This is a genomic window from Streptomyces sp. NPDC031479 (assembly GCF_055581065.1).
Genome location: NZ_JBVIKC010000012.1, coordinates 134,594 through 160,216 on the forward strand (window position 1 = coordinate 134,594; position 25,623 = coordinate 160,216).

Annotated in this window: 24 protein-coding genes and 1 pseudogene; 14 read left to right on the forward strand and 11 right to left on the reverse strand. The window is 70.5% G+C overall.

Annotated elements, in window-relative coordinates; translation table 11 throughout:
• Positions 1 to 133: 133 nt before the first annotated feature.
• The 3 genes from ACZ5D2_RS16205 (at position 134) to ACZ5D2_RS16215 (ending at position 2,273) form a co-directional block, all read left to right on the forward strand.
• The gene (locus tag ACZ5D2_RS16205; protein WP_468929770.1) at positions 134 to 1,063 is read left to right on the forward strand and encodes a hypothetical protein; all 930 of its coding nucleotides are present in this window, start codon (positions 134 to 136) and stop codon (positions 1,061 to 1,063) included.
• Between the two features lie 83 nt (positions 1,064 to 1,146).
• The gene (locus ACZ5D2_RS16210; protein WP_331738204.1) at positions 1,147 to 1,833 is read left to right on the forward strand and encodes a TetR/AcrR family transcriptional regulator; all 687 of its coding nucleotides are present in this window, start codon (positions 1,147 to 1,149) and stop codon (positions 1,831 to 1,833) included.
• 161 nt (positions 1,834 to 1,994) lie between these two features.
• A complete protein-coding gene (locus ACZ5D2_RS16215; protein ID WP_331738201.1) occupies positions 1,995 to 2,273 on the forward strand; it encodes a hypothetical protein in 279 nt (92 codons plus the stop codon).
• A gap of 110 nt (positions 2,274 to 2,383) precedes the next feature.
• On the opposite strand, the pseudogene ACZ5D2_RS16220 reads toward ACZ5D2_RS16215, so the two are convergent.
• A pseudogene (locus tag ACZ5D2_RS16220) lies at positions 2,384 to 3,412 on the reverse strand (PEP/pyruvate-binding domain-containing protein); the annotation flags it as partial.
• Between the two features lie 331 nt (positions 3,413 to 3,743).
• On the opposite strand from ACZ5D2_RS16220, the gene ACZ5D2_RS16225 reads away from it, so the two are divergent.
• The 3 genes from ACZ5D2_RS16225 (at position 3,744) to ACZ5D2_RS16235 (ending at position 6,412) form a co-directional block, all read left to right on the forward strand.
• Entirely contained in the window at positions 3,744 to 4,391 is a 648-nt protein-coding gene (locus ACZ5D2_RS16225; RefSeq protein ID WP_468929890.1) for a CBS domain-containing protein, read from the forward strand.
• A gap of 261 nt (positions 4,392 to 4,652) precedes the next feature.
• Entirely contained in the window at positions 4,653 to 5,300 is a 648-nt protein-coding gene (locus ACZ5D2_RS16230) for a CBS domain-containing protein (protein ID WP_468929774.1), read from the forward strand.
• 296 nt (positions 5,301 to 5,596) lie between these two features.
• Entirely contained in the window at positions 5,597 to 6,412 is an 816-nt protein-coding gene (locus ACZ5D2_RS16235; protein WP_468929776.1) for a hypothetical protein, read from the forward strand.
• Between the two features lie 214 nt (positions 6,413 to 6,626).
• Here the strand turns inward: ACZ5D2_RS16235 and ACZ5D2_RS16240 are convergent, their stop codons facing one another.
• Both ACZ5D2_RS16240 and ACZ5D2_RS16245 read right to left on the reverse strand, forming a co-directional pair.
• On the reverse strand, positions 6,627 to 7,400 hold the full coding sequence (locus tag ACZ5D2_RS16240) for a class I SAM-dependent methyltransferase (protein ID WP_331738192.1): 774 nt from the start codon (positions 7,398 to 7,400) through the stop codon (positions 6,627 to 6,629).
• Between the two features lie 336 nt (positions 7,401 to 7,736).
• On the reverse strand, positions 7,737 to 8,048 hold the full coding sequence (locus tag ACZ5D2_RS16245) for a universal stress protein (protein WP_468929779.1): 312 nt from the start codon (positions 8,046 to 8,048) through the stop codon (positions 7,737 to 7,739).
• 409 nt (positions 8,049 to 8,457) lie between these two features.
• On the opposite strand from ACZ5D2_RS16245, the gene ACZ5D2_RS16250 reads away from it, so the two are divergent.
• The 3 genes from ACZ5D2_RS16250 to ACZ5D2_RS16260 are packed head-to-tail and all read left to right on the forward strand — an operon-like array spanning position 8,458 to position 12,710.
• Positions 8,458 to 9,174 (forward strand): hypothetical protein, encoded by a 717-nt coding sequence (locus ACZ5D2_RS16250; protein WP_468929781.1) that lies wholly within the window; start codon positions 8,458 to 8,460, stop codon positions 9,172 to 9,174.
• A 27-nt stretch (positions 9,175 to 9,201) separates the two neighbouring features.
• Positions 9,202 to 9,807, forward strand: coding sequence for a hypothetical protein (locus ACZ5D2_RS16255; protein WP_468929784.1), 606 nt, complete (start codon positions 9,202 to 9,204; stop codon positions 9,805 to 9,807).
• Entirely contained in the window at positions 9,804 to 12,710 is a 2,907-nt protein-coding gene (locus ACZ5D2_RS16260; RefSeq protein ID WP_468929787.1) for a CHAT domain-containing protein, read from the forward strand. Before ACZ5D2_RS16255 ends, ACZ5D2_RS16260 begins: the two co-directional genes overlap by 4 nt.
• A gap of 94 nt (positions 12,711 to 12,804) precedes the next feature.
• Here the strand turns inward: ACZ5D2_RS16260 and ACZ5D2_RS16265 are convergent, their stop codons facing one another.
• The 3 genes from ACZ5D2_RS16265 to ACZ5D2_RS16275 all read right to left on the reverse strand — a co-directional run bounded on the left by ACZ5D2_RS16265 (position 12,805) and on the right by ACZ5D2_RS16275 (position 14,556).
• Complete coding sequence (locus ACZ5D2_RS16265; protein ID WP_468929791.1) at positions 12,805 to 13,251, reverse strand: universal stress protein; 447 nt, start codon at positions 13,249 to 13,251, stop codon at positions 12,805 to 12,807.
• 230 nt (positions 13,252 to 13,481) lie between these two features.
• A complete protein-coding gene (locus ACZ5D2_RS16270; protein ID WP_468929794.1) occupies positions 13,482 to 13,775 on the reverse strand; it encodes a DUF1330 domain-containing protein in 294 nt (97 codons plus the stop codon).
• Between the two features lie 208 nt (positions 13,776 to 13,983).
• Complete coding sequence (locus ACZ5D2_RS16275; protein WP_468929795.1) at positions 13,984 to 14,556, reverse strand: carboxymuconolactone decarboxylase family protein; 573 nt, start codon at positions 14,554 to 14,556, stop codon at positions 13,984 to 13,986.
• A gap of 139 nt (positions 14,557 to 14,695) precedes the next feature.
• Between ACZ5D2_RS16275 and ACZ5D2_RS16280 the strand changes: the two genes are divergently transcribed.
• From ACZ5D2_RS16280 to ACZ5D2_RS16290, 3 genes are all read left to right on the forward strand, one after another.
• A complete protein-coding gene (locus tag ACZ5D2_RS16280) occupies positions 14,696 to 14,992 on the forward strand; it encodes a winged helix-turn-helix transcriptional regulator (protein WP_468929798.1) in 297 nt (98 codons plus the stop codon).
• Between the two features lie 328 nt (positions 14,993 to 15,320).
• The gene (locus tag ACZ5D2_RS16285; RefSeq protein WP_371681477.1) at positions 15,321 to 15,593 is read left to right on the forward strand and encodes a hypothetical protein; all 273 of its coding nucleotides are present in this window, start codon (positions 15,321 to 15,323) and stop codon (positions 15,591 to 15,593) included.
• A gap of 326 nt (positions 15,594 to 15,919) precedes the next feature.
• Entirely contained in the window at positions 15,920 to 17,002 is a 1,083-nt protein-coding gene (locus ACZ5D2_RS16290; protein ID WP_331738180.1) for a 1-phosphofructokinase family hexose kinase, read from the forward strand.
• Positions 17,003 to 17,061: 59 nt separating this feature from the next.
• Here the strand turns inward: ACZ5D2_RS16290 and ACZ5D2_RS16295 are convergent, their stop codons facing one another.
• Positions 17,062 to 18,372, reverse strand: a complete 1,311-nt coding sequence (locus tag ACZ5D2_RS16295; protein WP_468929803.1) for an MFS transporter — start codon at positions 18,370 to 18,372, stop codon at positions 17,062 to 17,064.
• 377 nt (positions 18,373 to 18,749) lie between these two features.
• On the opposite strand from ACZ5D2_RS16295, the gene ACZ5D2_RS16300 reads away from it, so the two are divergent.
• Positions 18,750 to 19,166, forward strand: coding sequence for a hypothetical protein (locus ACZ5D2_RS16300; protein ID WP_331738174.1), 417 nt, complete (start codon positions 18,750 to 18,752; stop codon positions 19,164 to 19,166).
• 65 nt (positions 19,167 to 19,231) lie between these two features.
• On the opposite strand, the gene ACZ5D2_RS16305 is transcribed toward ACZ5D2_RS16300, so the two are convergent.
• The 3 genes from ACZ5D2_RS16305 to ACZ5D2_RS16315 are packed head-to-tail and all read right to left on the reverse strand — an operon-like array spanning position 19,232 to position 22,748.
• Positions 19,232 to 20,272, reverse strand: a complete 1,041-nt coding sequence (locus ACZ5D2_RS16305) for a ComEC/Rec2 family competence protein (RefSeq protein ID WP_468929807.1) — start codon at positions 20,270 to 20,272, stop codon at positions 19,232 to 19,234.
• Complete coding sequence (locus ACZ5D2_RS16310; RefSeq protein WP_331738167.1) at positions 20,272 to 21,567, reverse strand: hypothetical protein; 1,296 nt, start codon at positions 21,565 to 21,567, stop codon at positions 20,272 to 20,274. Before ACZ5D2_RS16310 ends, ACZ5D2_RS16305 begins: the two co-directional genes overlap by 1 nt.
• On the reverse strand, positions 21,564 to 22,748 hold the full coding sequence (locus ACZ5D2_RS16315) for a caspase family protein (protein WP_331738164.1): 1,185 nt from the start codon (positions 22,746 to 22,748) through the stop codon (positions 21,564 to 21,566). The genes ACZ5D2_RS16310 and ACZ5D2_RS16315 overlap by 4 nt, the downstream gene beginning before the upstream one ends.
• A 215-nt stretch (positions 22,749 to 22,963) precedes the next feature.
• Between ACZ5D2_RS16315 and ACZ5D2_RS16320 the strand changes: the two genes are divergently transcribed.
• Positions 22,964 to 23,824 carry an alpha/beta fold hydrolase gene (locus tag ACZ5D2_RS16320; protein ID WP_468929811.1) on the forward strand — a complete coding sequence of 287 codons (861 nt, stop codon included), beginning with the start codon at positions 22,964 to 22,966 and terminating at the stop codon, positions 23,822 to 23,824.
• A 5-nt stretch (positions 23,825 to 23,829) separates the two neighbouring features.
• Here ACZ5D2_RS16320 and ACZ5D2_RS16325 read toward each other — a convergent pair whose 3' ends face one another.
• Positions 23,830 to 25,227 carry an isopeptide-forming domain-containing fimbrial protein gene (locus ACZ5D2_RS16325; RefSeq protein WP_468929814.1) on the reverse strand — a complete coding sequence of 466 codons (1,398 nt, stop codon included), beginning with the start codon at positions 25,225 to 25,227 and terminating at the stop codon, positions 23,830 to 23,832.
• Positions 25,228 to 25,623: the final 396 nt, after the last annotated feature.

Genomic DNA, 25,623 nt, shown 5'->3' on the forward strand with positions numbered 1-25,623 from the left:
TACTCACACCAAGTCCGGCTTTCCTTGGCGCACTTGACTGGAAGTCGATCTTAAAGGTGCGCTACTTTCTAAAGGCCCTTTAGCTCAAGGGTTTGACCGCTTGAGCAGTTGACCCGGATACGGGGAGGAAAAGATGGTGGAGCTCGGGATCCTGGCGGCGGCAGCGGTCGGCATCGCGGGGGACTTCCTGGCCGGAGTCCTCCAGAACCTGGCCGCCGGTTCCGTCGCCGACCTGGTGAAGCAGCGCCTGCGGTCCACGGCTGACGGCGCGAGGGTGCTGGAGCGGTTCGAAGAGGCTCCGCAGGATTCCGGGCGGCGGATGGAGGCCGCGAGCCTGCTCGCCACCTCCGCTCGGAGCGACGCCTCGTTCGCGCGGGAACTGGACGACGCGGTGAAGCTCTACCAGCACCACACCAACCAGGGCACCGCCACCTCCGGCTCGTCGCACCACCAGGTGAACATCAACGGCGGAGGCATCAGCGGGAAGAACGCCCAGGTCGCCGGCGGCAACATCGACAGCAGCAGGAAGCGCACCACCCGCATCGGCTTCGGGGCCTTCGCCCTCCTGGCCGTCGTACTCGGCGGCTACGGCGTCACGCAGTGGGTCGGCGGGGACGACGGCGCCGGCCCGGGACCGGTCGACGCGCGTGGTGGCGGCGGCAGCCTCATCTCCGCGCGCAGCGTGGCATCCATCGGGGCGGACCCGGGGGAAGGCGGCGTGAGGGAGACCTGGGACGCGTTCGGCGCTGCGATGAGGGACCGGGACTTCGCTCGCATGTGCGCTTTGTACACCCCGGAGGCGCGGCAGACCCTGGAACAGGCGAACGGAGACTGCACCGCGTACATGGAAACGGCCTCACAGAGCTCCGACGCGGACTTCCTGGCGGACGGTGGGCGCAGGATGCTGGTGAAGAAGGTGCAAGTCAAGGGAAAGGAGGCACAAGTGACCCTGAATCCGCAGGGAAAGCCAGAGGACGTCAGCTATGCCTTCATGGACCGGTTCGTGGACCGTTGGCGGATCTCCGCCAAGGACCACCGCGCCGAATTCTCCGACGAGGAATGACGTAGCGTACTCCCCGGGGTCGAGGCGCGAGGAGAGGCGAGCGGATGGCGGCATCAGGGCGTCGTGAACGGCTACGGGCTCAGATGTCCGCGGAAGTGCGCTCCGCCGCCCGTCAGGTCATCACCCACCAGGGCGTCGAGGCCCTCACGCTGGCCGAGATCGCCCGGCGCGTCGAGGTCACCCCCGCCGCCCTCTACCACCATTTCGAGGGCGGGCTCCCGGAGATCGTGTACCGGGTGGCGGATGACATCGTCGACGATCTGGTGAACGAGCTCCAGGCCGCGGCCCTCTCCCACCCCGCGGACAATTTCGCGATGCGGATGATCGAACCGGTGCGCGTGCTGCGGCATTGGGCCATAACGCACCAGCCCGAATTCAACCTGCTGTTCGGCACACCGGCCACGGCTGCCGGCGACGCTCACCGCGAGCTGACCAGCTCCTGGGTGCGGCGGCTCGCCGGCCTCTGGGGTCCGGTCTTCGTGCAGCTGTGGGCGGACCGCCCGTTCCCGGTCCTCGCCGAGGACGAGATGGATCCGCGCTTGCGGCAGCAGATGCTGGACTACCGGGCGGACACCGGGGTCGACCTTCCCCCCGGCGCGATGGTGGTGATGCTGAGCTGCTGGCGGTCGCTCTACGGCCAGATCGCGCTGGAGGTCTTCGGGCACTTCGCCCCTCTCTTTTCCGACCAGGAGCCCATGTTCGAGCTGCTGATGCAGGAGCTGGTGCGTGGCATGGGCCTCGAAGGGCAGTACGAGCCGCCGACGCGATGAGTCCGCGGCCCGGAACGGACACCGTCGCAGGGGCGAGGCCGAGGAGACGTAGGTCGTGTCTGGCCCCGGGATGCGGCTGTGGATGTGGATGTGGATGTGGATGCGGTTCGCCGCTCGTGATGAGCGGGCGCCGACACCACCCGTCACAAGGAGGCTGAACGATGTCCACGTGGTTGATCATCTCGGAGGAGACGAGCACGGCCGATGGAGCGGCACCGCATCGGCAGATCAGGCTCGTTCGAACCATCAACGGCAACAAGACCCGGGAACAGGCGCTCGTCGAGTTGTACGACGTGGCCAAGAACCACAAGCCCGACTCGCTGAAGGGCGCGTCGACCGTGGTGGGCCGCGACGGCGACGGAACGTTCTGGGTGCTGGCGAAGAACAGCAGGGGTCAGGCGTCCTGCAACCTCCGCCTCATCGAGCAGATACGCCCCTGAACCACCGTCCCGTCCCCGACACCTGCCGGCTACGGCAGTCACCCTTCCGCCGTCGAGGGGTTCGCCTCCGCCGGCGGACCGGTCAGCGGTGCCTGGACGTCCTGAGGCGGGCGTTTGCCGACATGGGCCTGCAGCATCCACAGCGTTCCGCGTTCGACGGTGAACTCGATGTCGCACCGGTCGTCGTACCGGTCCTCCAGTCGCTCCATGCAGTCACGCAACCGTGCGTGGGCCCCGGGGGCGAGCTCCGCGAGTCGCCCGAGCGGCACGGTGTCACGCATCCCGGCCACCACGTCATCGCCTTGGGCGTTGGGCAGGTAGCTCCCGTACATGCCCCGCCTGCCGGTGGCCGGGTCCCTCGTGGAGGCGACGCCACAGCCGGAGTCGGGGCCGAGATTGCCGAAGACCATGCTCTGCACGCTCACCGCGACGCCGGGGTCGGGGAGGTGACCACGGCGACGACGGTGACGGCGCCCGTGCGGCCGTGCACGCTCTGCCTTCCACGACGCGAAAGCAGCCAGGACCGCCCGCCGCAGCTGTTCGGCCGGATCCTGCGGGAACTCTTCACCGGTCCGTTCCGCGATCAGGTCCTTGAACGTCTGTACCAGTCTGATGAGGTCCACCACGTCGAGCCGACCGTCGTCGGCCACCGCGTGTTGTCGTTCGACACGGAGAACGACTTCCTCGAAGAGCGATGTGTCGACTCCCATGACCGTGCTGCCGAACATCTGCACCAAGCGACGGTAGGAGTCCCATGCGAACCGCTCACTTCCTGGTGCGACGCCCAGACCGAGGACGGAGAGGTCGTTGAGGCCCACGTCGAGGACCGTCTCCGCCATGCCGGGCGTCGAGGATCCGGCTCCCGTGCGGACGGAGAGCAGCAGGGGATCGCTGACCCGTCCGAGGCGCTTGCCGACGTTCCGTTCCAAGGCCGCCAAGTGGTCCGCCATCTGGGCGGCCAGTTCCGCGGGCGGCTCACCCGTCGCGAGGAAGACGCGGCAGGCTTCGGTGGTGACGGTGAAACCGGGGGGTACGGGGAGCCCCATGCGGGTCATCTCGGCCAGACCGGCGCCCTTGTCGCCCAGCAGTGCGGCCGTGTGCGGGCCGCCCTCGGCGAAGTCGTACACGTACCGCTGCATCGCAGGTGTCCGTCCCTTCCCGTACGGTCGCGGTGGCCGATCGCCCGCTCGTGCCCACCATCGCCCCTCCGGGCACTTCCGGCATGGGCCGGTCGGGCTCCGACGAGGGCCGGTCGGCCCATCCCGACCCGCGGAGCGGCGCCGCAGACTGAAGGCGGATCCGAATGGAGGGCCGTATGCGTACACCGTTCGGTCCGGCGCCGTCTCGCCGGATCTGCACGTGCCCGGCAGGCAGCCGGCCGTGATCGAGAGCCTGGGTCCCGGCGAGCTGGTCGGCTGGTCGTGGATGTTCCAGCCCCTTTTTCCCCCACCGGAGCCCTCGGAGTCCGTCATGCCCGCAACCCGGTACACCGTCAGCGACGTCATGTCGCACACCGCGATCGCCGTCGGCCGCGAGGCGTCGTACAAGGAGATCGTCCAGTTGATGCACCAGTGGAAGGTCAGCGCCCTGCCGGTGCTGGAGGGCGAGGGCCGCGTGGTGGGCGTGGTCTCCGAGGCCGATCTCCTGCCCAAGGAGGAGTACCGGCGCGACGAGCCCCCCAGCCACACGGAGCGCCTCGACGAAGCAGCCAAAGCCGGCGCCGTACTGGCCGAGGAACTCATGTCCAGCCCCGCCGTCACCGTCCACCCTGACGCCACCCTCGCCGAAGCCGCGCGCATCATGGCACGCAAGGCCGTCAAACGGCTGCCGGTCGTCAACGGTGTCGGAATGCTCGAAGGCGTCGTGAGCCGCAGTGACCTTCTCACGGTGTTCCTGCGCCCCGATGAGGAGATCGAAGCCGAGGTCCGCCAGCTCGTCCTGGGCGAGCTGCCCCTGCCTGCCCATGTCGGGTTCAGCGTGCTGGAGGGTGTGGTCACCCTCCAGGGACCGCTTCGGGACCGGGCCCTGGTGCCGCTGCTGGCCCGCGCGATCCGGGCGGTCGAAGGTGTGGTGGACGTACGCCTCGCCCTTGACGGGGAGGCCCGCGCGGCGGCCTGATGCCGGCCGGCTGGAGGCTCCCGGCCGCTTTGATGGGGCGGCACGCGCGCCGTTCGCCCCCCGGCGCACACCTGGGCTCGGTGCCGCACCGGTCGCCGTCATGGCCCATGGCTGAACCCACACGAAGGCTCCCGATCGTGTGGTGCGCGGCCCCGAGCCGCTTCTCCGCCTCCTCGCCAGGAGCCGTCAATCGGCTCATGTGCGGGCAGGACGACATGTCGGTCAACGCCCAACGAGCCACAGAGCGGTAGGAGTAGACGGGTGAGACATCGAGAAGTAGGCGAGCTGATGACGCGCGAGGTCGTGACGGTACCGGGGAACGCGCCGTTCAAGGACGTCGTCCGCGCCCTCACCGAGCACCGGGTGTCGGCCGTCGCCGTCGTCGACGGCGCGGGACACGCCCTCGGTGTGGTGTCGGAGGGCGACCTCCTGCCCAAGTCGGCCGGTCAGGGCGACTTCCCGGGCATCCTGCCCGAGCCCGACGCACTGGAGCGCGAGAAGGCGGAGGGCACACGGGCCGAGCAGCTCATGTCGGCTCCCGCCGTGTGCGCCGGATCCGACTGGACGGTCGCCGAAGCGGCCCGCCTCATGGAGGCGCAGGGCGTCAAGCGGCTGCTGGTCGTCGACGGGGCGGACAAACTGGTGGGGATCGTCAGCCGGCGCGACCTCCTGAAGATCTTCCTCCGCGACGACGACGACATCCGCCACGAGATCACCGCAGACGTGCTCGACCGCACCCTGCGCCAGGAGCCCGGTTCCGTCACCGTCGAAGTGACCGACGGCCGGGTCGAACTGCACGGTGCGGTGCAGTTCAAGAGCCTGATCCCGGTGATCGAAAGACTCTGCCGCACCGTCGACGGAGTGGTGGGGGTGACACAGCACCTCGCCTACGCGGTCGACGACATGTGAACCCGCACCGACCGGCAGCTTCCGCGCGGTACCGGCACAGCGGCCCGTCGCGGAGATCTGGGCCGCCCCGGGCACCCGCACCCCACGGTTCCCGTGCCCCGTCAGTCCACCCGACGCGCACGTGCCCCGGAAGGCCCGGCAGTCCCTCCGGACGGGGCCGAAGGTCCCTTTCCGGGGGACCGGCCGGCACCGGCCGCGCGTAGCGTCGGCCCGGACGACGGTCAGGATGCCGGTGTTCGTGCCTTTGCGTGACACCCGGGCACGACTCTGACTCGTCCACGCAATACCCTCAGCCCGTGACCCACAGCCGTAGCCGCAGCCACAGCCGCAGCCAGACCGAGCAGCCTCGCCCCGCCGGGCTCCCTGCCTTTCAGACGCTGCTGGACAGCACGAACTGGGCGTCGCTCGCCACGGCCTGCGGCACGGGTGAATCCCTGCCGGCGGCGCTGACACTCCTGACCAGCCCGGACCCGGTCATCAGGGAGTCCGCGCTCCAGGACGCGCTGGGACCCGTAACCCATCAGAACAGCATCTACGAGGCCACCGTGCCCGTGGCGCTCTTCGTCGCGGCGATCCTCGACCACCCGGCCATCACGGCAGGCGACCACTGCCACGACGCCACGACCCGCCCGACCCTCGTGCAGCTCCTCGACTGGCTCGGTGGCACCGCCTACGACGCCAACGACGAGTGCGTTGCCTTTGACGAAAGCCTCTACGGTGAGGGATGTCTCGATGAGTTCGCGGAGATGCGTGCGTTCAGGGACGCACGGCCGGCGATCTTCTCCGCTGTTCAAGCCCTTCTCGGCCATGACGACGCGGACGTGCGCCACTCCGCACTGATCGCTGCCATTCCCCTGATAGAACACCCCCTCCTCACCCAGCACCAGGCCGATCTGGCCGGCCATGCACGACGTCTCCTGGCCGCCAGCACTGACCGACATCATCGCGACCGCGTCCTGGACGCGCTGAAGGCATGGGGTCACGAGACCAGGGGGTTGGAGAACACGTCCGACATCGCGGCCCGCGAGCACTATGCCCGCCTGAGAGCCGCACGCGCTTCCCGGGACGGCGACTGGACAGGCGGCGGCTACAGCGAAGACCCGCCGTTCTGACTCAACCGACGGCGCCGGAGGACGGGGGCCATCCCCGCAGGCCAGAGGACGTTCATCTACGACGACGCGGACCCGGACGCCTGCCCGGACTTCCGCCTCCAACCGCGCGAGAAGTGACCGGAGCAGCCGGCCCGGTCGAGCCCCGGGGAGCGTGCGACGCATCGCTGATCACCGCCGCCTGACGTGGAGCGGCTCCGCGTACGGAGCAAGGTCCCTACTCGCCCGCGCGGGCCACAAGCAGCGGCTGGAAGAAGCCCGTCTCCTGTGGCATCCGCCACTGGGGGTCGACGAACCCGGCCTCGGCTGCGAGGCCGACCAGCCGGTCCCGGCCGAGTGCCCAGTAGGTCGTCCGGCGGACCTGGACGCGCCATTCTCCGCCTGCCGGGAGGAGTTGGAAGTGCTCCAAGTCGTAGTGCTCCCCGTCGTCGTGCCAGTGCCAGAGCTGGAAGGTGACGGTTCGCCCCCCGCCGTCGGCTTCGGCGACCCCGGAGACTTGAGGAGGCGTCGATGCCGGACGATCGCGCAGCAGGTCGTCGTAGGGCCGTGTGCTGATCAGCAGCCGGCCGCCGGGGCGCAGGACTCGGCGCATCTCGGCCAGGGCGGCGTTCACATCCTGCTCCGTCAGCAGGTGGGGCAGCGAGTTGTCGGCGCAGACGACCGTGTCGAACTGGCCATCGGCAAACGGGAGGCGCCGCATGTCGGCGGCGGCCGTGTGCAGGCTCAGGCCCCGGCGGGCGGCCTCCCCGGCAGCTCGGGCGGCGGCGCGGGGGCTGATGTCGGTCCCGGTGACCCGGTGCCCGCGCAGCGCCAGGCCGATGGCCTGTGTGCCGATGCCGCAGGAACAGTCGAGCACCGCCGCGCGATCCTGGTCGATCAGTGCGTCCAGGGCGTCCCCCTGCCGACGGATGCCCGCGTCCCAGTCCGAGTAGATCAGGTGGTAGTCGTCGGCCAGTTCGTCATAGAAGTGCGCCACCGATGTGTCAGGCATGACCTGAGATTACCGTGCCGGATTCCCTGGAGGCGCTGGTCGCCGTGGTGATCGGCACGAGCGTCCTCGCTGACGACAGTGCCGTAGTTCCCCGTGAACATCTGCGAACGTGCTGATCACCAACGGCTGTTGACTCACCGACCAACGCTGCTGCCGGACGTGAACGAAGCCACTCCCGGAGAAAACCGTCAAGAACATCGCCTCGCGGCTCTCCGTCAAGCCCGGGGTGGAGCAACGCGTGCAGGCGGCGTTGATCGCCAGTCCCGAGCGGACACCGCCCGGCCGGGGTGCGGCCCCGTCCGGGCAGGAGGAGCCGTCCGCGGGCCCGTCCGCGGTTCAGTGGTGCGGGACGACGGCGACGGGGCAGGCCGAGTGGTGGAGCAAGACGTGGGCCACCGACCCGACCCGCGCGCCGCCCCGTGCCGACTCGCGGACCCGTCGGCCCACGACGAGCAGCCGGGCGTCCGACCCCGCGGACAGCAGTACGTGGCCGCCGCTTCCCCTCTCGACGTGCGTGACGACGTCCACCTCGGGATACCGCAGGCGCCACGTGTGGGTACTCAGAATCCGTGTCATGTTCTCGCGAGCGATGACCTCTGATGAGCACTTCTGACGCGGTGCTGAGAATCCCAGGGCTGGAAGGGGCATGAGGACCCTGTTGTGCTGACGTATCTGGCAGGTGCGAAGCTCCACGGTTTGCCTGGCGGATTGGGGTCGATTTCTGGTTCAATCCGACCGACGAGACAGAGTCGTTCCTCTGGGGGGTGTGCATGACTCCGTCGTGTGATCCGGCTCGTGTGAGCCGATGAACGACCTGTCAACGCCGATCGCCCGCGGAACTCGGGCTCTTCTCGCCCTCGCTGAACATCCCGGAATGTCTGGCCCGGAACGCCCCTCGCGCCGCCGCCCGCGACTGGGAGTGGACCACTCTTCCGGCAGACACACTCGCAGAAGTCCTCGGAAGCCAATTCGCGTGGGATCCGGTGTTTCCGTCATCCAGCATCCATGTCCGCGCAGGGATGTACCAGACGTGGCCTGAACAGTGAGAAGAGCAAGTATGACAGCGAACCTCCCGCCCGCAGACGTAGCCGCCGGCGCCCTGGCCCGCGCTTGGGCGACCGGTGATCGCAGAGGAGAGGCACGGGCCCTGAGCGACTTAGGCACGGTGCTGATGGAGGTCGGCCGGACGAGCGAAGGCAGGTACCTGTGCCGCCTGGCCGCAGGTCTCGCCGAACAGCTTGGCGAACGGGAGGTCGAGGAAGCGGCCCTGAGCGCGCTCGGCTACAGCCGAGCACGGCTTGAGGAGCTCGGGGAACGGTGGCGCGCCGTCTTGTTGGAAGGCGGTGACGAGACCGAGCACTTCCCGAGTCTGGCCGCTGCACGCTCTGATGAGTCCTACCGGACGGGCCGGCACCCCGACGACGCCTTTCGGACCACCGAGTCCACGGTCGTCGTACTCGCCTCCGGATTCGTTGCTGTGAAGTTCCTCGGGCCGTTCGTGGAAGCCTTTGCCACAAAACTGGGCGAACGGTTGGGAGAGTCGGCAGTGGCCGCCGCCGGACGGCTACGACTGCTGTGGAACCACAGGGACGGCCGCGGGGACCTGGATGTGCTCACGCCCGGTGCGCAGCGGACGACCTTGGTTCTTCCCGAGGACTTCGACGACGCCGCGCGGCTGGGGGCCATCGAGCTGGATATCAGCGCAGACGGCATACGGGGAGCAGAACTGCACTGGGACGCCGCGACCGGCACGTGGACTCCGGCGAACGCGTGATCGGACGACATGGAGACAGGGGTACCGATGCGTAAGTGCGACAGCTGCAACGCAGAGACCGAACGAGCCCACAGCTACTCTCTGACGACCGCGAAAGTAGTGCTGTCGGAGGCTTACTGGCGTAACCAGTTCCGAGTTGCGACCGACATCGTGCGTCAGTTCGGCGGGGCCGAACGCGCTCTGGCCGTCTTCTCCGCGCTGATCGGCCAGGTCGCAGGCAGTGCCACCCCCTGGTTCATCTGTGAAGACTGCAGCGAGCTTTTCGCCTTCGACCGTGCCGCAGCGCGTGAGCATGCCCTGCGCGGTACCGTGCCGGAGCGTTCGGGTGCGGTCGACCCCGAAGACTGCGTCCAGTTTGCCGCAGCTGCGTGGGAGTACGTCTTCGGGCGCTGGCCGGCCACCGTCCAGCAGCCGACGGTCGGCGACACCTGTGACTTCTGCGCGAAGAAGATCTATCGGGGAGAGCTTGTCGGCCAGATCGAGGTGGGGGTGACCGAGCGGTACCTGGCGTCCGGTGTCCTGGACGGCCCGCCGCTGTGCCCGCCTCGCGAGGGCCGGGGCAGCTGGCTCTCGTGCATGGTCTGCATGAACCGCGTCGTGGCCAGGGAGGACCGCGCGGGGGGTGGTCGGTGAGTGCCGACCTGGCTCGCTCCGAGGAACTGTTCGAGCAGGGCAAGGGCCTGTTCTTGCGCGGGCAGTACGCCCGCGCAGCGCAGTTGCTGACGACCGCAGCCGAGCTGACCCCGACCTCGGTCGGCTGCCAGTTCCTGCTCGGCGCCAGCAGGCTCAACAGCAACGACGTCGCGGGTGCGCTGTATCCGCTGGCGCTGTGCGTGTACTTCGAGCCTGGCCACGGCAGCGGCCGGTTCGCCCTCGGTATGACCCTGCGCTACCTCGGCCAGCCGGAGCAGGCGGCCGTCCATCTTGCGTACGCTGCGTACCTGGGAAACCTGCAGGCCCCAGCGACGCTGACGCAACTCGGCCTGGCGCACTGCCCGGACTGCGGCGGCCCGGTCACTCCGGAGACTGCCCGCTGCGACACCTGCGCTGGCATCCCCCGACCCATCAGCCCGCCCCGCCCGCGCACATGGTCATGGACCCACCTGCGGGCCGACGACTTCCGCTCGCGACTTTCGCTGCCATGCGAACAAGTGGCCCAAGTCGCTCGTGGACACCTAGACCGCTACGTCCAACAAGGCAATCCCCACAACATCGATGACGCCGTCACCTACCTTGAGCTTGCCGCCGCGGCCGCTCCCAATGCTGAACGCCCCCTCCGGCTCACCGAACTTGGTAGCGCCTACCGCCAGCGCTCCGCCTGCTATGGCTTGCCCGCAGATCTCGACCACGCAATAGACTGCCACGAGCAAGCCCTCGACCTGGCCGACGCCCACGCCGCCGAGCGGGTGATGATCCTCGCCAATCTCGGCCTGGCCTACGGAGCCCGAAACGAGCTCAGCGCGGTCGCCACCGACCTGAGGCGGGCGATCGAGTGCCTGGAGGAGGCGATGGAGACCCCGACCCAGGACCCGGACCAACGCCTGGCAGTAATGGCTAACGCTGGCGCTTTCTACCAGCGTCGTTTCCAGTCCGACAGCGATTCAGCCGACCTCGCCCGTTCGATCGAGCTGCAGAACCCCGTCGTCGACACAACCCCTCCCGACCATCCCCGCTACGCCGGGCGTATGGCCAATCTCGCGGTTGCCTGTGCGGCACGATATGAGAAGGACGGCCAGAGGGCCGACCTGGACCGGGCCCTGGACTTGGCCGACCGGGCTGTCGCCGCGACCCCCGGCGACAGCCCGGCACTGCCGATCCGGCTGTCCATTCGCGGCGGCGCCCGGTTACACCGCTACCTGACCGATCGGGAGAGCGGTGAACTCGACCGCGCGGTAAAGGATCTGCGGCAGGCCTTGGACGTCACGCCCGACGGTCACCCGCAGGTAGCCCCCGTAGTAGCCCAGCTCGCCAGAGCGCACCTCGTCCCCGACGCGCACGTCCTGGCACCAGACCGTCAGACGCTGGAGGCGTGGGAGGCCCGGCTGCAGTCGGCGCACGGCGCCTCGCCGATGGCACGGGCCCTGGCCGGACGCAACCTGGGCACCCTCGCCAACGCCTGCAGGCAGTACGACCTGGCCGCGCGGGTGCTGGACGTCGCCGTCAAACTGATGCCCGCCGTACCGTTGCGTGGAACTAGCTGGACCGACCGGGAACGCCGGTTCGGCGAGCACCGTGGGCTGGTCAGCCAGGCATTTGCCGCACACTGCGCTCTCCTCGATCCGCTCCGAGCCGTTCAGCAGGCCGAACTGGGCCGCGGTATGCAACTGGCGACCGTACTCGACGCACACGACGACCTCACCGACCTGGACCGTGAAATCCCGCAGCTGGCACGTCCGTTCCGGCAGGTCCGCAAGGAGCTTGCCCGTTCGTCAGCGTCCCAGTCCGTCCTCTGGGACCGCTATGAGGACCTGATCGCGCGAATACGAGAACATCCCGGATTCACCCGGTTCCTGATGACACCTCGGGTGGAGGAGCTGCGGCGGGCAGCGGCCGGCGGGACGGTCGTTCTGGTCAACTGCGGCCGGGATCGGGCCGACGCCATCCTGATCAGATCCGAAGGAGACATCCAGCAGGTGCCGCTGCCCGGGCTGTCTTCCAGCGACGTCGAGGCTCAGGCCGGGTCGATGGTCGACTCCGCGCACACCGGGAGAGGCGACCGCACGATGGCGGACCGGCTCGCCTGGCTGTGGGACACGGTCGTACGGACCGTAAGGGAGGCCTTCCCGGCAGGCAACACCCCACATCGGGTCTGGTGGCTCCCCATCGGGCTGCTCGGTCTGTTCCCACTGCATGCCGCCGGACATCCCGGCCGCCTCGGCGCACTGGATGCGTTCGTCTCCTCCTACACCCCGACGCTGCGGATCCTCGCGCATGCCCACGGCCGTCCCTCGGAGGCAGCGCGGCGCCAGCTGACCGTGGCCTTGTCGAACACGTCAGGCTTGCCCGGCCTGCCCGGCGCCCTCGCCGAAGCCCTCGACCTGCACCACCGCCACCCCGACCAGCCGCCGCTGCTCAACCAGGACGCCACCATAGGACAGGTCGCCGCCGGATTATCCACTGCCACCTGGGCGCACTTCGCCTGCCACGCACTGGCCGACTACAGTGCCCCCTCGAACGGCGGGCTGTGCCTGAGCGATGGCGTGCTAACGATCCCCGAGATTAGCCGCCTGACCCTGGCCGACACCCAACTCGCCTACCTGTCTGCATGCTCCACCGGGTACCGGAACCTGGAACACGTCGATGAATCGCTCAACCTTGCATCTGCCTTCCAGCTGGCCGGATTCCGCCACGTCATCGCAAGCCTATGGCCGTTGAACGACAGCTTCGGCGCGGTGGCGTCCCGCACGTTCTACGGCGAGCTGTCCGGCTCTGCCGACGACGCGCCCAGAGCTCTGCACCAGGCGACGCTCGAGCTGCGCCGCCAGCACCCCGACCGACCCGATCTGTGGGCCTCCCTGATCCACAGCGGTCCATGAGTCAGATTGAGTGTGGATCTTGACCTAGACCGTTGTGCCACACCGGTCTATGGCTCCATGAACTGCGGTTTTCGCTTCTGGGGGTGTGGGATCGTCATTGCGAGGGCAGCCCGTGTCCGCCGGCACATATGACGCGGTGCCGATCTTCCCAGCTCGGAATGATCACACTTTCGGGTGATCGAAAATGTGCGGGGCCGTTCGTACGCCAGTGCCCGTGCAGCTGTCCTGCGATCAAGGTCGGTTGCACGGGCACTGGAGGGGATGGTGGATGTAGAGGTGTGTTCGGCTCCCGGATGTGACGGCCATCGTGGCCCAGCCGCACCCGAGTAGTGCGTCTGCCCCTTGTGCCAGCGGGGTCCTGGACGACCGGGGCGGCGAGCGGCTGCCGCTGCCAGGCGTGGACGACGTGGACGCGCAGGTCGCGGAGCGCGGCTTCCCGCGCGGCCCAGTCGGCCGCGGCCCGGCTCTCGGGGGAACCGTCCACTCCGACGACGAGGGTGCGTTTCACGGGTCTGTCTTCCGTGCTGATGCGCGGGGGCATCGGGATCGGCCGGCGGAAAGGTGGTGCACGGGTGGCGCGGGCCCGGGGAAGGACCGGGCGCCACCGGGATTCACCTTCCCCGGGCCGGGAGGGGCGCGGAAGGACCGACCGGCCCCTGCACGAAGGCCGGTCCTCCCCTCCCGGCCCGGACCTCGTCCCGTGAGTCGTCGTCCAGCACCGTGTGCGTATCAGGTGACGGATGCTCAGCGATGGCTGGCTGGGGCCGTCGGTCAGTCGATGCCTTCGATGATGCGGAAGTCGCGCTCGACGGCGTCGGAGAGGACCACCAGCGCCTTCTGGTAGGCCTCGCTCTCGTATGCCGCGACGGCCTGTTCGAAGCTGTCGAACTCGATCAGAATGACACGTTGCGTGTTTCCGGCCTCGTGGGCGACGACTCGACCGCCACGGGACAGGAGCCGCCCGCCCCCCGCCCGGACAGCCGGGCCGGCCAGCTTGTCGTAGGCGGCCAGCCTCTCAGGGTCGGATGTGGCGCGGTAGACACTGACCCAGTAGCCCTTGGCCATGGAAACCTCCTGTGTTCGGTGTGAGAGGACGTGCTGATCCGGCCTGGTCCGGCTCTGCCACCCACGGCTGCCGGTTCGCGTCCCGGCGATGTCTTCCTCAGCGCCCCGGGCGCCTCCGGCGACCGGGGAACGTGCCGGAGACGGATACGAAGGCCTCCCGGTCGACGGGGTCGGCGATGGCGGGCATTCCAGCCCGTCCCAGGGCGCCTCATCGAGTGCGGGGCGGGAAGTCGGCGAAGCGTGGTGCGCCGGGCTCGTGCGGAATGCGAGCGGTGCGGGCGGCGAAGCTGACGGCGTGATACCACCCACACAACAGGAGCAGGTCGAGCAGTTGGGGCTCGTCGAAGACCGAGGCAAGCCGTGCCCACAACGCGTCATCGATGTCGGAGCACTCATGCAGCATGTCGACGGCGAGAATGAGCAGCCGTTCCGGCTCGGATGTCCAGCATTCGTCGGCGGGACCGCCGTGCACCAGCGAAGTCGCCTGCTCGCGAGTGAGGCCGACTCGCTCGGCGAACGTCACCATGTGCACGCCCCACTCGTACTCGCAGCCGCACAGCGCGCACGTCCGGTCGATGACGATCTCGCGTTCCCGCATGGTCAGCGTCAGCTGCCGGCTCAGCTCGTAGCGACCCCACCCGTGCATGGCGCCGGCCATCGGAAGGTTTCTGGCGAACATCCGGAACAGCCCGATCGGTGGGGCCTCTCCGGGCATCATGCGCGCGAGCAGTGCGCCGACCTGGTCGGTATACGGCGGTTCCAGCAGGGCTATCCGCGACATCGCTCTCCCGTCGAGCTCGTTTCGAAATTAGAAACGCCGGGGTGGATGCTAGTGTTTCTAATAGCGAAACGCAAGGAGACGTATGCCAACGCCGCGCCCAGGAAAACCGGTTCGTGGATCGACGACCGGCCGTCCGATCATGGCCGCGATGGACCTGTTCGGCCGCCGGTGGGCGCTGCGCATTCTCTGGGAGCTCCGTTCGGGCCCACTCGGCGCCCGCGCGATGCTGGCACGGTGCGAAGGCCTGTCATCCAGCGTCCTCTACCAGCGGCTCCGCGAACTCGTATCGAGCGGGATCATCGCCCCTTCGGCCGATGGCTACGAGCTCACCCGGCTGGGGACAGAACTCATTCACGCCCTCCGTCCGCTCAACGAATGGGCCGCCACCTGGGCGCAGGAGCAGGAACACCACGATCAGGAGCCCACGGAGACCTGAAGATGACGCCCAACCAGGTCGGCAGCGATGTGACAGCCCCCGACTCGTGGACACATGGGCTCACTCGACCTGCGAAAACCTTCTGTCGCCGGCTCGTCGCCGCGTAGCGGGGTGAAATCGATGTCCAGGCGGGCATCGTAGGCAGCGGGTTCGTCGTGGGGGTCGTCTCGGAAGCCGGCCTGCCGGCCAAGGCGGAGGGCACCGGCGCCTCGCCCGCCGTGACGGCGGGCCGGCGGATGACGGTTTCCCCCGTCACTGTGCCCGGGGACGCCCCCCCATCGCCGGCGCGGCACGTCTGGTGGCGACCGGCCACTTCAGGCGACTGGCGGTGGTCGACGACGACGGCCGGCTCGTCGGCGCGGTCAGCCGTGGCGACCTTCTGAAGATCTATCTCCGCCCTGGCGGCGACATCGTGACGCGGCTGGTTCCCGCCGGATCAGCGAACGTACAGGGGCATGTCGGCCACGGTCTCGTCCGGCTGGAGGGCGAGGTGCCCGGTGCGGTGGTGGCCGAGGGACTGGTGCGCGCCGCGCGCACAGTGCCCGGGGCCGTGGACGTCACGTCCCGGCTGCACTCGCGGGCGCCGGTCCGACGGCGCTGACGGCGCCTTCCGGCCGCGTGCGCGGCCCCGCCGGAAGCCCCGGCCCGACGGGAAGGACGCCCGCCCATCGGCCGGACCGCACCGGGTCGCATCCACCCCCTCGGCCGCGCGACACGCGCCCTGGTCGAGGTCAACGGCCCGGAGGGCCGGATACGGACACCCCGCCGCCGCACACCATCAATGCCGTGCTCGACCTCGCCGCAGCCCGTCGCGCCCGCCTCATCCGCCGATCGCAGCGATGAGCAGCCCGTGCGGCCGAGGTGGGCTCGCCGCCTGACGGCAGGCACGTGAGGTCAGGCTGTTCCAGTATGGAAGTCGGGTCGGACATGTTGCTGTCCACGGAGGTGAGCGCGATGACGCTGCCCAGACGGCGTCGGACCGGCGGCCCGGCGGAGGCGGTGGTCGGCAGCGCGTGGGAACAGGCCGCGATGTCCCAGGGCGCCCCCGAGCGGGGCCGCGAGCCGTCGGTCCTCACCTTGACGCTGAATCCCACGGTGGATCTCTGCTGGGAGGTCGGACGCCTGGAGGCCGTCGACAAGAACCGTGCCCGGGTCAGGTCCGTGGCCGCGGGGGGCGGAGGGATCAACGTCGCCCGTCACGTCGTGCGGCTCGGAGGACGAGCCACGGCCATCCACACCGCCGGAGGGGAGGTCGGCCTGCGTCTCGGCCGGCTGCTGGACGAAGAGGGCACCGACCACATCGCCGTCGACATCGACGAGGACACCCGCGAAGCACTCGTGCTGGTCGAGGTCCGGACCCGCCGCAGCTATCACGTCGTGCCGCCCGGCCCGCAACTGCGCGCCCACGAGGGGCGTCGGTGTCTGGAAGTGCTGGAAGGGGCCGTTGGCGGTCGCCCGTACGTCGTGGCCAGCGGCAGCCTGCCCGGCGGCTTGCCCGACGACTTCTACGCGGCTGTCGCCCGCCGCGTCAAGGCAGCCGGATCCCGGCTGATCCTGGACACCTCGGGGCCCGCGCTCCAAGGAGCGCTCACGGAGGGCGTGTTCCTCCTGCGATGCAACCGGAGGGAGGCCGAGAGCATGGCAGGCCGGGCCATCCGTGGCTTCGACGACGCCCGGGCCCTCAACGAGCACCTGCTCACCACGGGGGCTGCCGAGATCGCCGTGACCACCCTCGGAGCGCTGGGCGCGTTGTGCTCGACCGGCCGCGGCCACACCAGGCTCTACGCGCCGCCACTGCCCGGCGAGCCGCTGAGCGATGCCGGGGCGGGAGACAGCATGGTCGCCGCCCTCACCACGCGGCTGGCCGCCGGTGACGATCCCGTCAGCGCGTGCGCGTTGGGCGTGGCCACAGCCGCCGCGGCGATGCTCACCCCCAGCACCGAGCCCTTCGACCCGGACGTGGCCCGGTCACTCCGCTCACTGGTGAGGACCAGCACCGACTGGCGGTGACCCTGCCGAGCATGCCGCCCGCGCGCCTGCGGTACGGGCGACCTCCTCGGCCGGCCGTCCTACGCGGGCGGGGTCGGCGACGGCGATGTGGTCGCGGGGGTGGCCTCGGCCTTGAGGTTCCGGGCCGAGCCGGTCCGGGCCGCCGGGGCGTCCAGACGTAGCAGGCTGTAGCGCCGTTGTACGACGGACAGGCCCGCGACCGCCGTTCCGAGGACGAGCCATCCGGCGGGTCCGGCCGCCATCACGGCGCCCGTCAGCAGCGGCGGCCCGGCGGACTTCTGTACCGACTGTGCCATGCCCGCCACCCCCAGGTAGGACGCCCGCGCCTCCCGGGGCGCGAGGGACACCGCCAGCTCCCAGGAGCTCACCGACCGCACCAGCTCCGCCAGCGTGACCAGGACCGCCACCGCCAGGAGGACAACCGAGGCGGTCCAGGCCCCGCCTCCCGTCGACAGCACGAGCAGGGCGCAGCAGGCGAACATCGTCAGCCCGTACAGGCGGACCGCGCCCGCCGCCTGGCGCGGCTGCTCGACCCTGGCGGACACCCGCAGTTGCAGTACGACGACGAGCACGGTGTTGATCACGAGGAAGGCCGGGACCAGCGCGTGGGGTGCGTCCGTGTGGTGGACCAGCCACAGCGGCAGCCCCACGTTGAGGAGCGAGTCGTCCAGGTTCATCGGCATGTCCAGCAGGACGAACCGCAGGTATCCGCGGTCCCGCCACGGACTCGGACCGGGCTGCCGCCGCCCGGTCGGTCCGTACCCCCCTTCCCGCCCCTCCCGACCGGCCTCGGCCTGGCCGGCCGGGCTGCCCGTGCGGGCCCGCGCCTGCGGGCGGCCGCCCGCCTCCCCGGTGCGCCACACCAGCGTGGCGGCCGCGACGAAGGACAGGGCGTTGGCGAGGATCAGGGCCTGGTAGGCCTCGCGGCTGCCCACCGCGAGGCCGATCGCGGCCAGGCCCGCGCCGAGGGCGTAGCCGGCGTTCGCCGAACTGCGCGACAACGCCTGGTAGGTGGCGCGCCGTTCGCCCGCGACCCGGGTGGCGAAGAGCATCTCCAGCGTCTTGGCCGCCCGGTCGCCCAGGTTGGTGAGGGCGACCACGAGCAGCAGCGCTTCGAAGCGGGTGACGACGAGCAGCGCGCACAGGGTCGCCAAGCGGAGCAGATGACAGCCGATCAGCAGCGAGCGCACCGGGAACCGGCCGGCCAGGTGACCTGCGAGCGGCGAGCCGGCGATGCCCGCCACTCCGGCCGTGCCGAGCAGCAGGCCCAGCTGCCCGGCGTCCAGCCCGATGACGAAGGTGAAGTACAGGACGGAGGCCGCGGCCCACACTCCCGAGCCGGTCCGGTCCAGCAACAGGGCGAGCAGCATGATCCGTGCGGGGCGGCCCCCCGGCGGCCGGCGCAGCTGTGCCAGCAGGCCGGCCTCACCCCGCCGGCCCGGCCCGCCCTCTCCGCCCCGTCGGCCCCGCCGGCCCCGTCGGCCCCGTCGGCTCTTCCCGCTCCCCCGGCCGTCCCCGCCCCGCCACATCCCGAGCCCCGTATCCTCAGCAAAAGTATCTCGATGTCGAGATACCCGACGCCGGCCAGCCTGCCCGAGATCAATCTCGACGTCAAGATACTTACGGTGCCGTACAACCGGTCCGACCAGGACCGGACCGGTCGGTCCCCGGGCTGCCGGCTCCCTGCCCGTCGACGGCGATACGGCCGCCGTGTGGCGCGCGGCAGGACCTCTGCCACCATGGCCCCATGGACGCACCGACCCGTGGCGCGTGGCTCCGCGCCGGAATCAGCCGTGACGGCGGCCCGCTCGAAGAAACCGGGCACGTCGTCTGGCTCCAGAGCGGCCCCCTGTACGCGGACAGCCGCGGCTTCGCCGGGAGTACCTCCTACGACGGCGAGCAGGTCACCTTCCACCACGACGTGGGCTCCCCCGGCCACGACATCGGAACCCTGCGGCCCGAGGGCACCCGCATGATCGAAACCGGCACCAACCTCGACGGCAGCACCTTCCTGGAAGTCTGGACGCCCCTGCCCGACAGCGACGGCCCCGCCGGTTCCTGGCTGGCGGCCGGCACCCAGACCGTCCGCGTGGGCCGCCACGTCGTCCACGTCGACGCCGCCGCCCGGGGCACCCACTTCACCCTCCCCGCCGACCTCCCTTAGCCCGTCCCCTCGAAGGCCCGACCTCCCTTGGCCCGCGCCTTCGAAGGCCCGCGCACCCGCGCCGGTCAGAACTCCACGGTGACGAAGCCGTCCTCGTCCGCCGCGGCGGGTTCGACCACCCGGTACCCGAACTCGTCCTTGAGGGCGGCCAGGTCCCAGTTCGCGGCCCGTTCGCGGTAGTTGAAGACGAGGTCCTTCGCCTCCCCGCCGTGCTGGAGGATGCGGGCGACGGCGATGTCGTCCGGGTGTCCGTGGATCTTTCCGTTCGTGGAGATCAGATAGCGGCCGCAGTCGAGGAGGCCGAGGAGATCGTTCGAGATGTTGTGGGCGCTGCCGTGGTGGGCGACCTTCAGGGCGTCGATCCGCAGGCGCCCGCCCTCGGCCTCGGCGCGCGGGCGGAGCGAGGCCGCCAGGCGCCGGTCGTCCGCGTCGCCGGTGAGGACGATCCGGGTGCCCTCGAACGAGAAGAGCAGACCGATGCTGGTGCGGTTCGTCGCGGAGCCGTCGCGTTCGAACGGCGCGGCGGCCAGTGCGGCGACGTCGACCGCGCCGAAGTGTTCGATGCCGGGCACCGGGTGCCTCTCCTGGGGATCGACTCCCGGGATCAGGCCGGCCTGCGCGCACTTCGTCTCCCACATCGGGATCAGCGCCTCCAGCAGACCGCGGTCCGGCGCCAGCACCTCCATCGTGGAGCCGTCGTCGAACCAGGTCAGCGGATGGCCCACCTCGATGCTGCGCCCCTGGAACGCCTTGTTCCACGGCAGGTGCCGGGTCATGAGCGTGGTCGTGAGCATCTCTCCTTCCACCGCGCCGAAGACGTCGCGGTCGTGGAGGTGGTCGAAGCCGTTGAACCACACGTCCCCGAGCGCCACCGGCTCCTGCGCGTCTTCGAGCAGCGACAGCACGCCGAGGATGTGGTCCTGGTCGACATGGGTCACCACGAGCACGTCGATCGTTCGGTCCAGATCGGCGAGGAGGGGCTTGATCCGCTTGTAGGTGTCGTGGCGTCCGCCGTCGACGAGGACCCGCCGGGCGAAGTCGGCGTTGCCGTATTCGAGGAGCAGGCAGTCGCCGTCCTCCGCGGGCAGCATGCTGAGCCGGATCATCACGTCCTCCTTTGCCGCAGGTCGAGGATCAGGAACGGCTCGCGCGTATCGACCAGCCAGGAGAGCCGGCGCGCCTCGTCGAGGCGGCGTGCGCACTCGGGGTCCTCGGGGAAGGCCGCGAGCCCGTCGGCGAGCCAGGAGAGCCCGAGCGTGTAGAAGGGGATGCCGCGGTCGAAGGCCTCGATCAGCCCGTCCCGGCCCCGCCGCACGTCCCGCCGGTCCCCGGAGGACCGGCGCAGCAGGCGTACCGCCCGCAGGATCGCCCCGTCGCCGAGCCACGGGAACCCGTCGGCCAGCCGCTCCAGCCAGGGGTCCCAGCGCGTCTCGCCCGGCGTGTGGTCGGTGCCGATGAGGACGTAGCACCCGGCCGCCGCCGCGAGGGGGTTGTCGGGCTTGGAGTAGAGCATCGCCTCGACGTCGGTGAAGAGCCGGGCCGCGGTGTCCAGGGCCCCCTGGGCCAGGTACGCGAGCCCCGCGCCTACGTCGGCGTCGCGGACGGACACGGAGACGGCGCTGCCGGTCGGGCTCTGCCGGAGGTTGACCAGCACCTCGGCCTCGGCATCGCCCCACGGCAGGGGAAGGGTGACCAGCCGTACGGACCCGGCGGCCTCCACGACGAGGAACTGCCGCTCGCCTACCGGCCCGCCGGGAGCCCCGACGGGGCCGTTCGGACCGAACCGGTACAGCGGCGTGACGGCTCCTCCGGCGTCGAAGGGCGCCGGCTGGACGCGGGGTCCGCCCGAGCCGATCGATCCGGCGACCGAGGTGCCCGACGGGGCCTGTGCCAGGTCCAGGATCGACGCGAAGGACCAGCGTGCGGGCGCGGAGTCGCCGATCCAGGTGGCGAGGGCGGTCAGGTCGACGGCTCCCCCGGGTACGGCGCCGTCCGGGCGGGAGGCGGTGGCGACCATGGAGCGCGAGGCGACCGACTCCGCGAGCGGGCTCCGGGCCGTGCCGTGGTAGACCCCGCCCGGCTCGATGTTGCCCATGAGGTACTGCCAGGCGTGCGTCTCGTAGGGCGAGTCCGTCATGGCGAAGTCCACCGGGGTCTCCTGGCCCTCCACCGCCACGGCGCTCTGCGTGAGCACCAGCCCGGAGGGCAGGGACGCCGACACGACGTAGCGTCCCGGTGCCACCGGGTAGGGCGTGGGGCTCGGTGAACTGCCGCAGGGGATGAGGACGTCGTGCCGGGACGAGCCCGTGAGGTCGGCCGAGCGGATGTCCCCGACGATCACGGCGTCGTCGGGCTCCCCGCCGGGCGGCAGGAGCAGCCTGATGGCGAGTACGGCACTCACGGCCGGGCCAATCGGAGGTGGAACAGGGGCGGGCGGGCGTCGAGTTCGTCCCTGCGTACGTCTCCGGGGCCGAGGACGGCCTCGACCTCGTACTGCCCGAAGGGCAGGAGCAGGGACCACTCGGTGAGGTCGGGTTCGTCCCCGGCGGCGGGGGGCGGGCGCCGCCGGTCGTCCTGCCCCGGGTGCCGGCAGGCGAAGTCGGCGAGCGCGTTGTCCGTCTCCGGGACGCAGCCGATGTACACCGGGACGATCGGGTCGCCCGGCAGCTCGTGGAAGACGAAGTCGAACGACTCGGAGTTGACGGGTACGGCCGCGTTCACGAGGGTACCGGCGAACGCGGGCTCCCTCATGAAGTGGCCGATCGCGTGCGTCAGGGTGCCCGTGGTCACCCGCCACACGCGGCCTTCGGTGTTCTCGCTCGCGGCGCCCTCCACGCTCTGCAGCAGGGCGGAGGTGAACAGGCTGGCCTCGCCGGCCCGCCCGAAGGTCTCCTCGCCGTGCAGGGTCGCGTAGATGACGGCGTGCTCGCGCGGCACGAACCCTTCGGGCCGGAACATCTCGTTGCCGTCGATCGGGACCCGCCCGAGCGAGGCTCCGCCCACGGTCCTGCCGAGCGCGTCGGAACCGGCCCGGCAGGCGTCCACGAAGAAGACCTGCTGGCCGGCCCGGCAGCTGTTGAGCCCCCTCTTCAGTCCTTCGAAGTGCAGGGCGCCGTTCATCGGACTGTTGAGGTCGGCGAACATGTCCTCGGCCAGGAGGGAGGTGTCGAACCCCAGCGAGACGCCGTGGCCACAGAAGTAGAAGACCAGGCGGGCCTGGTCGTGATCGCCGCGGTCCTTCCACTCCAGGACGGCGGCCACGATGTTGTCGATGGTCGCGGCTTCGACGGCGTGCTCCGCACGGGTCCGCGGATGGACGAAGGGGCCGGGTACCTCCTCGCCGAGCAGGAGTGCCAGGCTGCCGAGCGGCCTGCCCCCGTCGTGGTACCTGTCGATCATCCAGGTGGCGAACCGGCGCGCCGAGAGGGGCGGCGAGGTCAACTGCCGCATGCCCGTGGCGCCCGGATGGGTCGTCGGCGAGGCCCCGCCTTCCAGGTGCGTGTACGCCCCGATCCCGATGACGAGCGCATGCGTGGACGCGGGCCCCGCGTTCTCGTCGAGGTGCACCGTGAAACCGGCCATGGGACCCTCCGCGGCGCGATGCATCGGCAGGCCAGCGCGAGGCTTTCCTCTCATTATAGGAATGGGCGCGTCATATGTCCCCCGGAGGCCCTCGGAGGCCCTGGCGGGCAGGAACATCGTGGTGCGCCTCAGTCGGAGGCGGGCAGGTGGCTGCGGGTCGGGGCGCATCGGATTCCCGGTTGGCGGAAGGCCTCCGGCCGGACATGATCGGGGGCGTGATCCTTTCTCATGACGCGGCCGGTTCGGGCCCTGCTCTCGTCCTCCTCCACTCCGGCGTCTGCGACCGCCGCATGTGGGACCCGCAGTGGGAGGCCCTGCGGGCCGTCGGATACCGGGTGGTCCGCGCCGACCTGCGCGGTTTCGGCGAGACCCCGGCCGGGGCGGGCGACCACGACCCCGTCGCGGACGTGTGGGAGTTGCTGGACTCGCTCGGCATCGAGCGGGCCGCCCTGATCGGCGCTTCGTACGGAGGCAAGCTGGCCCTGGCCGCCGCCGCGCGCCACCCCGAGCGGGTCACCGCCCTGGCCCTGCTCGCCTCCGGCCTCCCCGGCCGGGCGCCGAGTGCCGAACTCCGCGCCTGGGGCGCCCGGGAGGACGCCCTGCTGGCCGCGGACGACCTCGACGGCGCGGTGGCCCTGAACGTCGACACCTGGCTCGGCCCCGACGCCACCCCAGAGACCCGCGCGGCGGTCGCCGAGATGCAGCGGCACGCCTTCGGGGTCCAGTCGGCCGCCGAAGCCGCCGCCGCGGCCGCCGCCGAAGCCGCCGGCCCGGCCCGGCCCGAGGCCGACGCGGCGCACAAGGCGGACGCGGCGGACGCGGCGGACGCGGCGCAGGAGACCCGGCAGGCGGCCCCCGAGTTCGACCTCTCCGGGATCGCCGCCCCCACCCTCGCCGTCGCCGGCGCCCATGACTTCGCCGACCACCGCGAGATCGCCGTAGACCTGTCCCGGCTCCTCCCGAACGCGCGCCACCTGGAACTCGACTGGGCCGGCCACCTCCCCTCCCTGGAGCGCCCCGAGGAAGTCACCGCCCTCCTGGTGGACTTCCTCACGGGCGCCGGCGTGACCGCCTGACAGCGCTACCGCCGGCCGGCGCAGGGGTCGCAGCAGGAGGGGGCAGGTTCGACGCAGACGCTGACGGTGTCGGTGTTGTCGGTGGTGTCGGGGTCCTTCTCGTTGGCGGTGGCCGTGGCGGTGTTGCCGATCAGGCCTGCCTCGGTGGCCTTGGCCCGCAGCACGAGGGTGGCGGTGGCACCCTCGGCCAGGCCTCCCGGCCTCCACAGCCCGGTGGCCGGATCGTAGGTTCCGGGGCCGTCGGCGGACAGGAAGGCGAGGCCGTCCGGGAGCCGGTCGGTGACGGTGACGCCGGTGGCTCCGTTCGGACCGGCGTTGCGGACGGTGACGCGGTAGGTCACCGTCTGGCCGACCGTGACGGTCGTCGCGTCGGCCGCTTTCGTGACGGTCAGGTCGGCGGCCGGTTTGACCTGCGTGACCTGTTCGTTGGAGGTGGACGTCAGGGGTTCCGGCCTGTCGCCGAGCCGGTTCTCGTACGAGGCGGTCGCGGTGTTGCTGATCTGCTTTCCGCCGGCGGCCCGGTCGATGGTGACCCGGTACTCCACCGTGGTGCCCGCCGGCACCGTCTCGGTACTGGGCAGGCTGCCCCCGTCCACGGCGGTGGCGCCGTCGCCGAGGCGGAAGACGACCTTGTTCGCCGTGCTGTCGTAGTGCGCCTGGTCGTCGCCCTGGGCATCGCTCTTCGCCCCGGCGTTCGGGCCGTCGAGGATCCGCAGGGAGCCGGGCAGATACGTCGTCCCCGGCGGGATGGCGTCGGTCAGGGCGAGGTTCTCCGCCGCGCCGCCGCCCTCGTTCCTGGCGGTGATGCGATAGGTGACGACGTCCCCCACCTCCAGTGGTCCCGTGGGGGCGGCGATCTTGTCGAGCACCACGTACGGGGCGGTGCCGAAGAAGATGCCGTCCAGGAAGTTGCCGATGCCGCGGTTACCGCCGGCGGCGGAGATGGAGCGGAACGCGAAGCGCGTCAGCGTCTGGCCCGCCGGAACGGTATAGGTGCCGGTGTAGTAACCCCAGGCGGTGTTGCCGTCGGTGAAGCGCCGCTGCTCCACCGGGGCGCTGGGTACGCCGATGTCCAGCGCCATGGTGTCGTCCCCCTGGCGCCCGCGGTGGTACAGCCGCCAGTACAGCTTGGTGCCGGGGGTCGTCGGCAGGTCCTGGTAGAGCGTGGAGACCTCGTTCGCGTTGAGTTCGGCGAACTGGGTGCCGTCCGCCGCCGGAACTCCCTGGAATCCCGAGTGCCACAGTTCGATCCGGTGATCGGAGGCGGTGGTGAGCCAGCCCGGGACCCGCTTGGGCGCCTGCGTCTGTGAGGAGTCCGGCAGGATCTCCACACCGGCCACGACGGGCTGCTCGAAGCTGCCGTTGGCCAGGGCAACCCGGAGCGGAGCGGGAGGTGTTGCCATGTTTCTTCCCTTCGATTCGACGCTGCCGAAGCGCACCGCCGATCGGCCTCGACTGCCGAGTGCCGTGGCGGAGCGGAATGCTCCGCAAGGGCATCGCATGCGGCTGAACACGTAAAGTGACGAATGGAGGGGCCCGGCCAATCCCGCGCGGCGGGTTTGCGGGATCCGCTCCCCGGAACGGCTCCCGCCGCGCCGTCATCCATGACGGCTCGGGCACACCGCCCCCGCCACACCCGCCTCCCGGCCCTCTCCCGCCCGCGCCGTCATGACCGAAAACCCCCGTCAATCCTCTTGCGATCGTCCCACTTGAGGGTGAATCGGACATCAGCGAAATTGACGCTCCCCGCACGACGGCACCAACCACCCCGGGAGGCCTTCGACCGAACTTCATTCATC

Coding starts and splice junctions, on each gene's coding strand:
- ACZ5D2_RS16250 (WP_468929781.1), top strand. CDS start 8,458: ATGACAGCGAACCTCCCGCCCGCAGACGTAGCCGCCGGCGCCCTGGCC.
- ACZ5D2_RS16225 (WP_468929890.1), top strand. CDS start 3,744: ATGCCCGCAACCCGGTACACCGTCAGCGACGTCATGTCGCACACCGCG.
- ACZ5D2_RS16275 (WP_468929795.1), bottom strand. CDS start 14,556: ATGTCGCGGATAGCCCTGCTGGAACCGCCGTATACCGACCAGGTCGGC.
- ACZ5D2_RS16210 (WP_331738204.1), top strand. CDS start 1,147: ATGTCCGCGGAAGTGCGCTCCGCCGCCCGTCAGGTCATCACCCACCAG.
- ACZ5D2_RS16255 (WP_468929784.1), top strand. CDS start 9,202: ATGCGTAAGTGCGACAGCTGCAACGCAGAGACCGAACGAGCCCACAGC.
- ACZ5D2_RS16205 (WP_468929770.1), top strand. CDS start 134: ATGGTGGAGCTCGGGATCCTGGCGGCGGCAGCGGTCGGCATCGCGGGG.
- ACZ5D2_RS16240 (WP_331738192.1), bottom strand. CDS start 7,400: ATGCCTGACACATCGGTGGCGCACTTCTATGACGAACTGGCCGACGAC.
- ACZ5D2_RS16265 (WP_468929791.1), bottom strand. CDS start 13,251: ATGCCCCCGCGCATCAGCACGGAAGACAGACCCGTGAAACGCACCCTC.
- ACZ5D2_RS16300 (WP_331738174.1), top strand. CDS start 18,750: ATGGACGCACCGACCCGTGGCGCGTGGCTCCGCGCCGGAATCAGCCGT.
- ACZ5D2_RS16315 (WP_331738164.1), bottom strand. CDS start 22,748: ATGGCCGGTTTCACGGTGCACCTCGACGAGAACGCGGGGCCCGCGTCC.
- ACZ5D2_RS16245 (WP_468929779.1), bottom strand. CDS start 8,048: ATGCCCCTTCCAGCCCTGGGATTCTCAGCACCGCGTCAGAAGTGCTCA.
- ACZ5D2_RS16270 (WP_468929794.1), bottom strand. CDS start 13,775: ATGGCCAAGGGCTACTGGGTCAGTGTCTACCGCGCCACATCCGACCCT.
- ACZ5D2_RS16215 (WP_331738201.1), top strand. CDS start 1,995: ATGTCCACGTGGTTGATCATCTCGGAGGAGACGAGCACGGCCGATGGA.
- ACZ5D2_RS16305 (WP_468929807.1), bottom strand. CDS start 20,272: ATGATCCGGCTCAGCATGCTGCCCGCGGAGGACGGCGACTGCCTGCTC.
- ACZ5D2_RS16295 (WP_468929803.1), bottom strand. CDS start 18,372: ATGCTGCTCGCCCTGTTGCTGGACCGGACCGGCTCGGGAGTGTGGGCC.
- ACZ5D2_RS16280 (WP_468929798.1), top strand. CDS start 14,696: ATGGCCGCGATGGACCTGTTCGGCCGCCGGTGGGCGCTGCGCATTCTC.
- ACZ5D2_RS16290 (WP_331738180.1), top strand. CDS start 15,920: ATGTTGCTGTCCACGGAGGTGAGCGCGATGACGCTGCCCAGACGGCGT.
- ACZ5D2_RS16325 (WP_468929814.1), bottom strand. CDS start 25,227: ATGGCAACACCTCCCGCTCCGCTCCGGGTTGCCCTGGCCAACGGCAGC.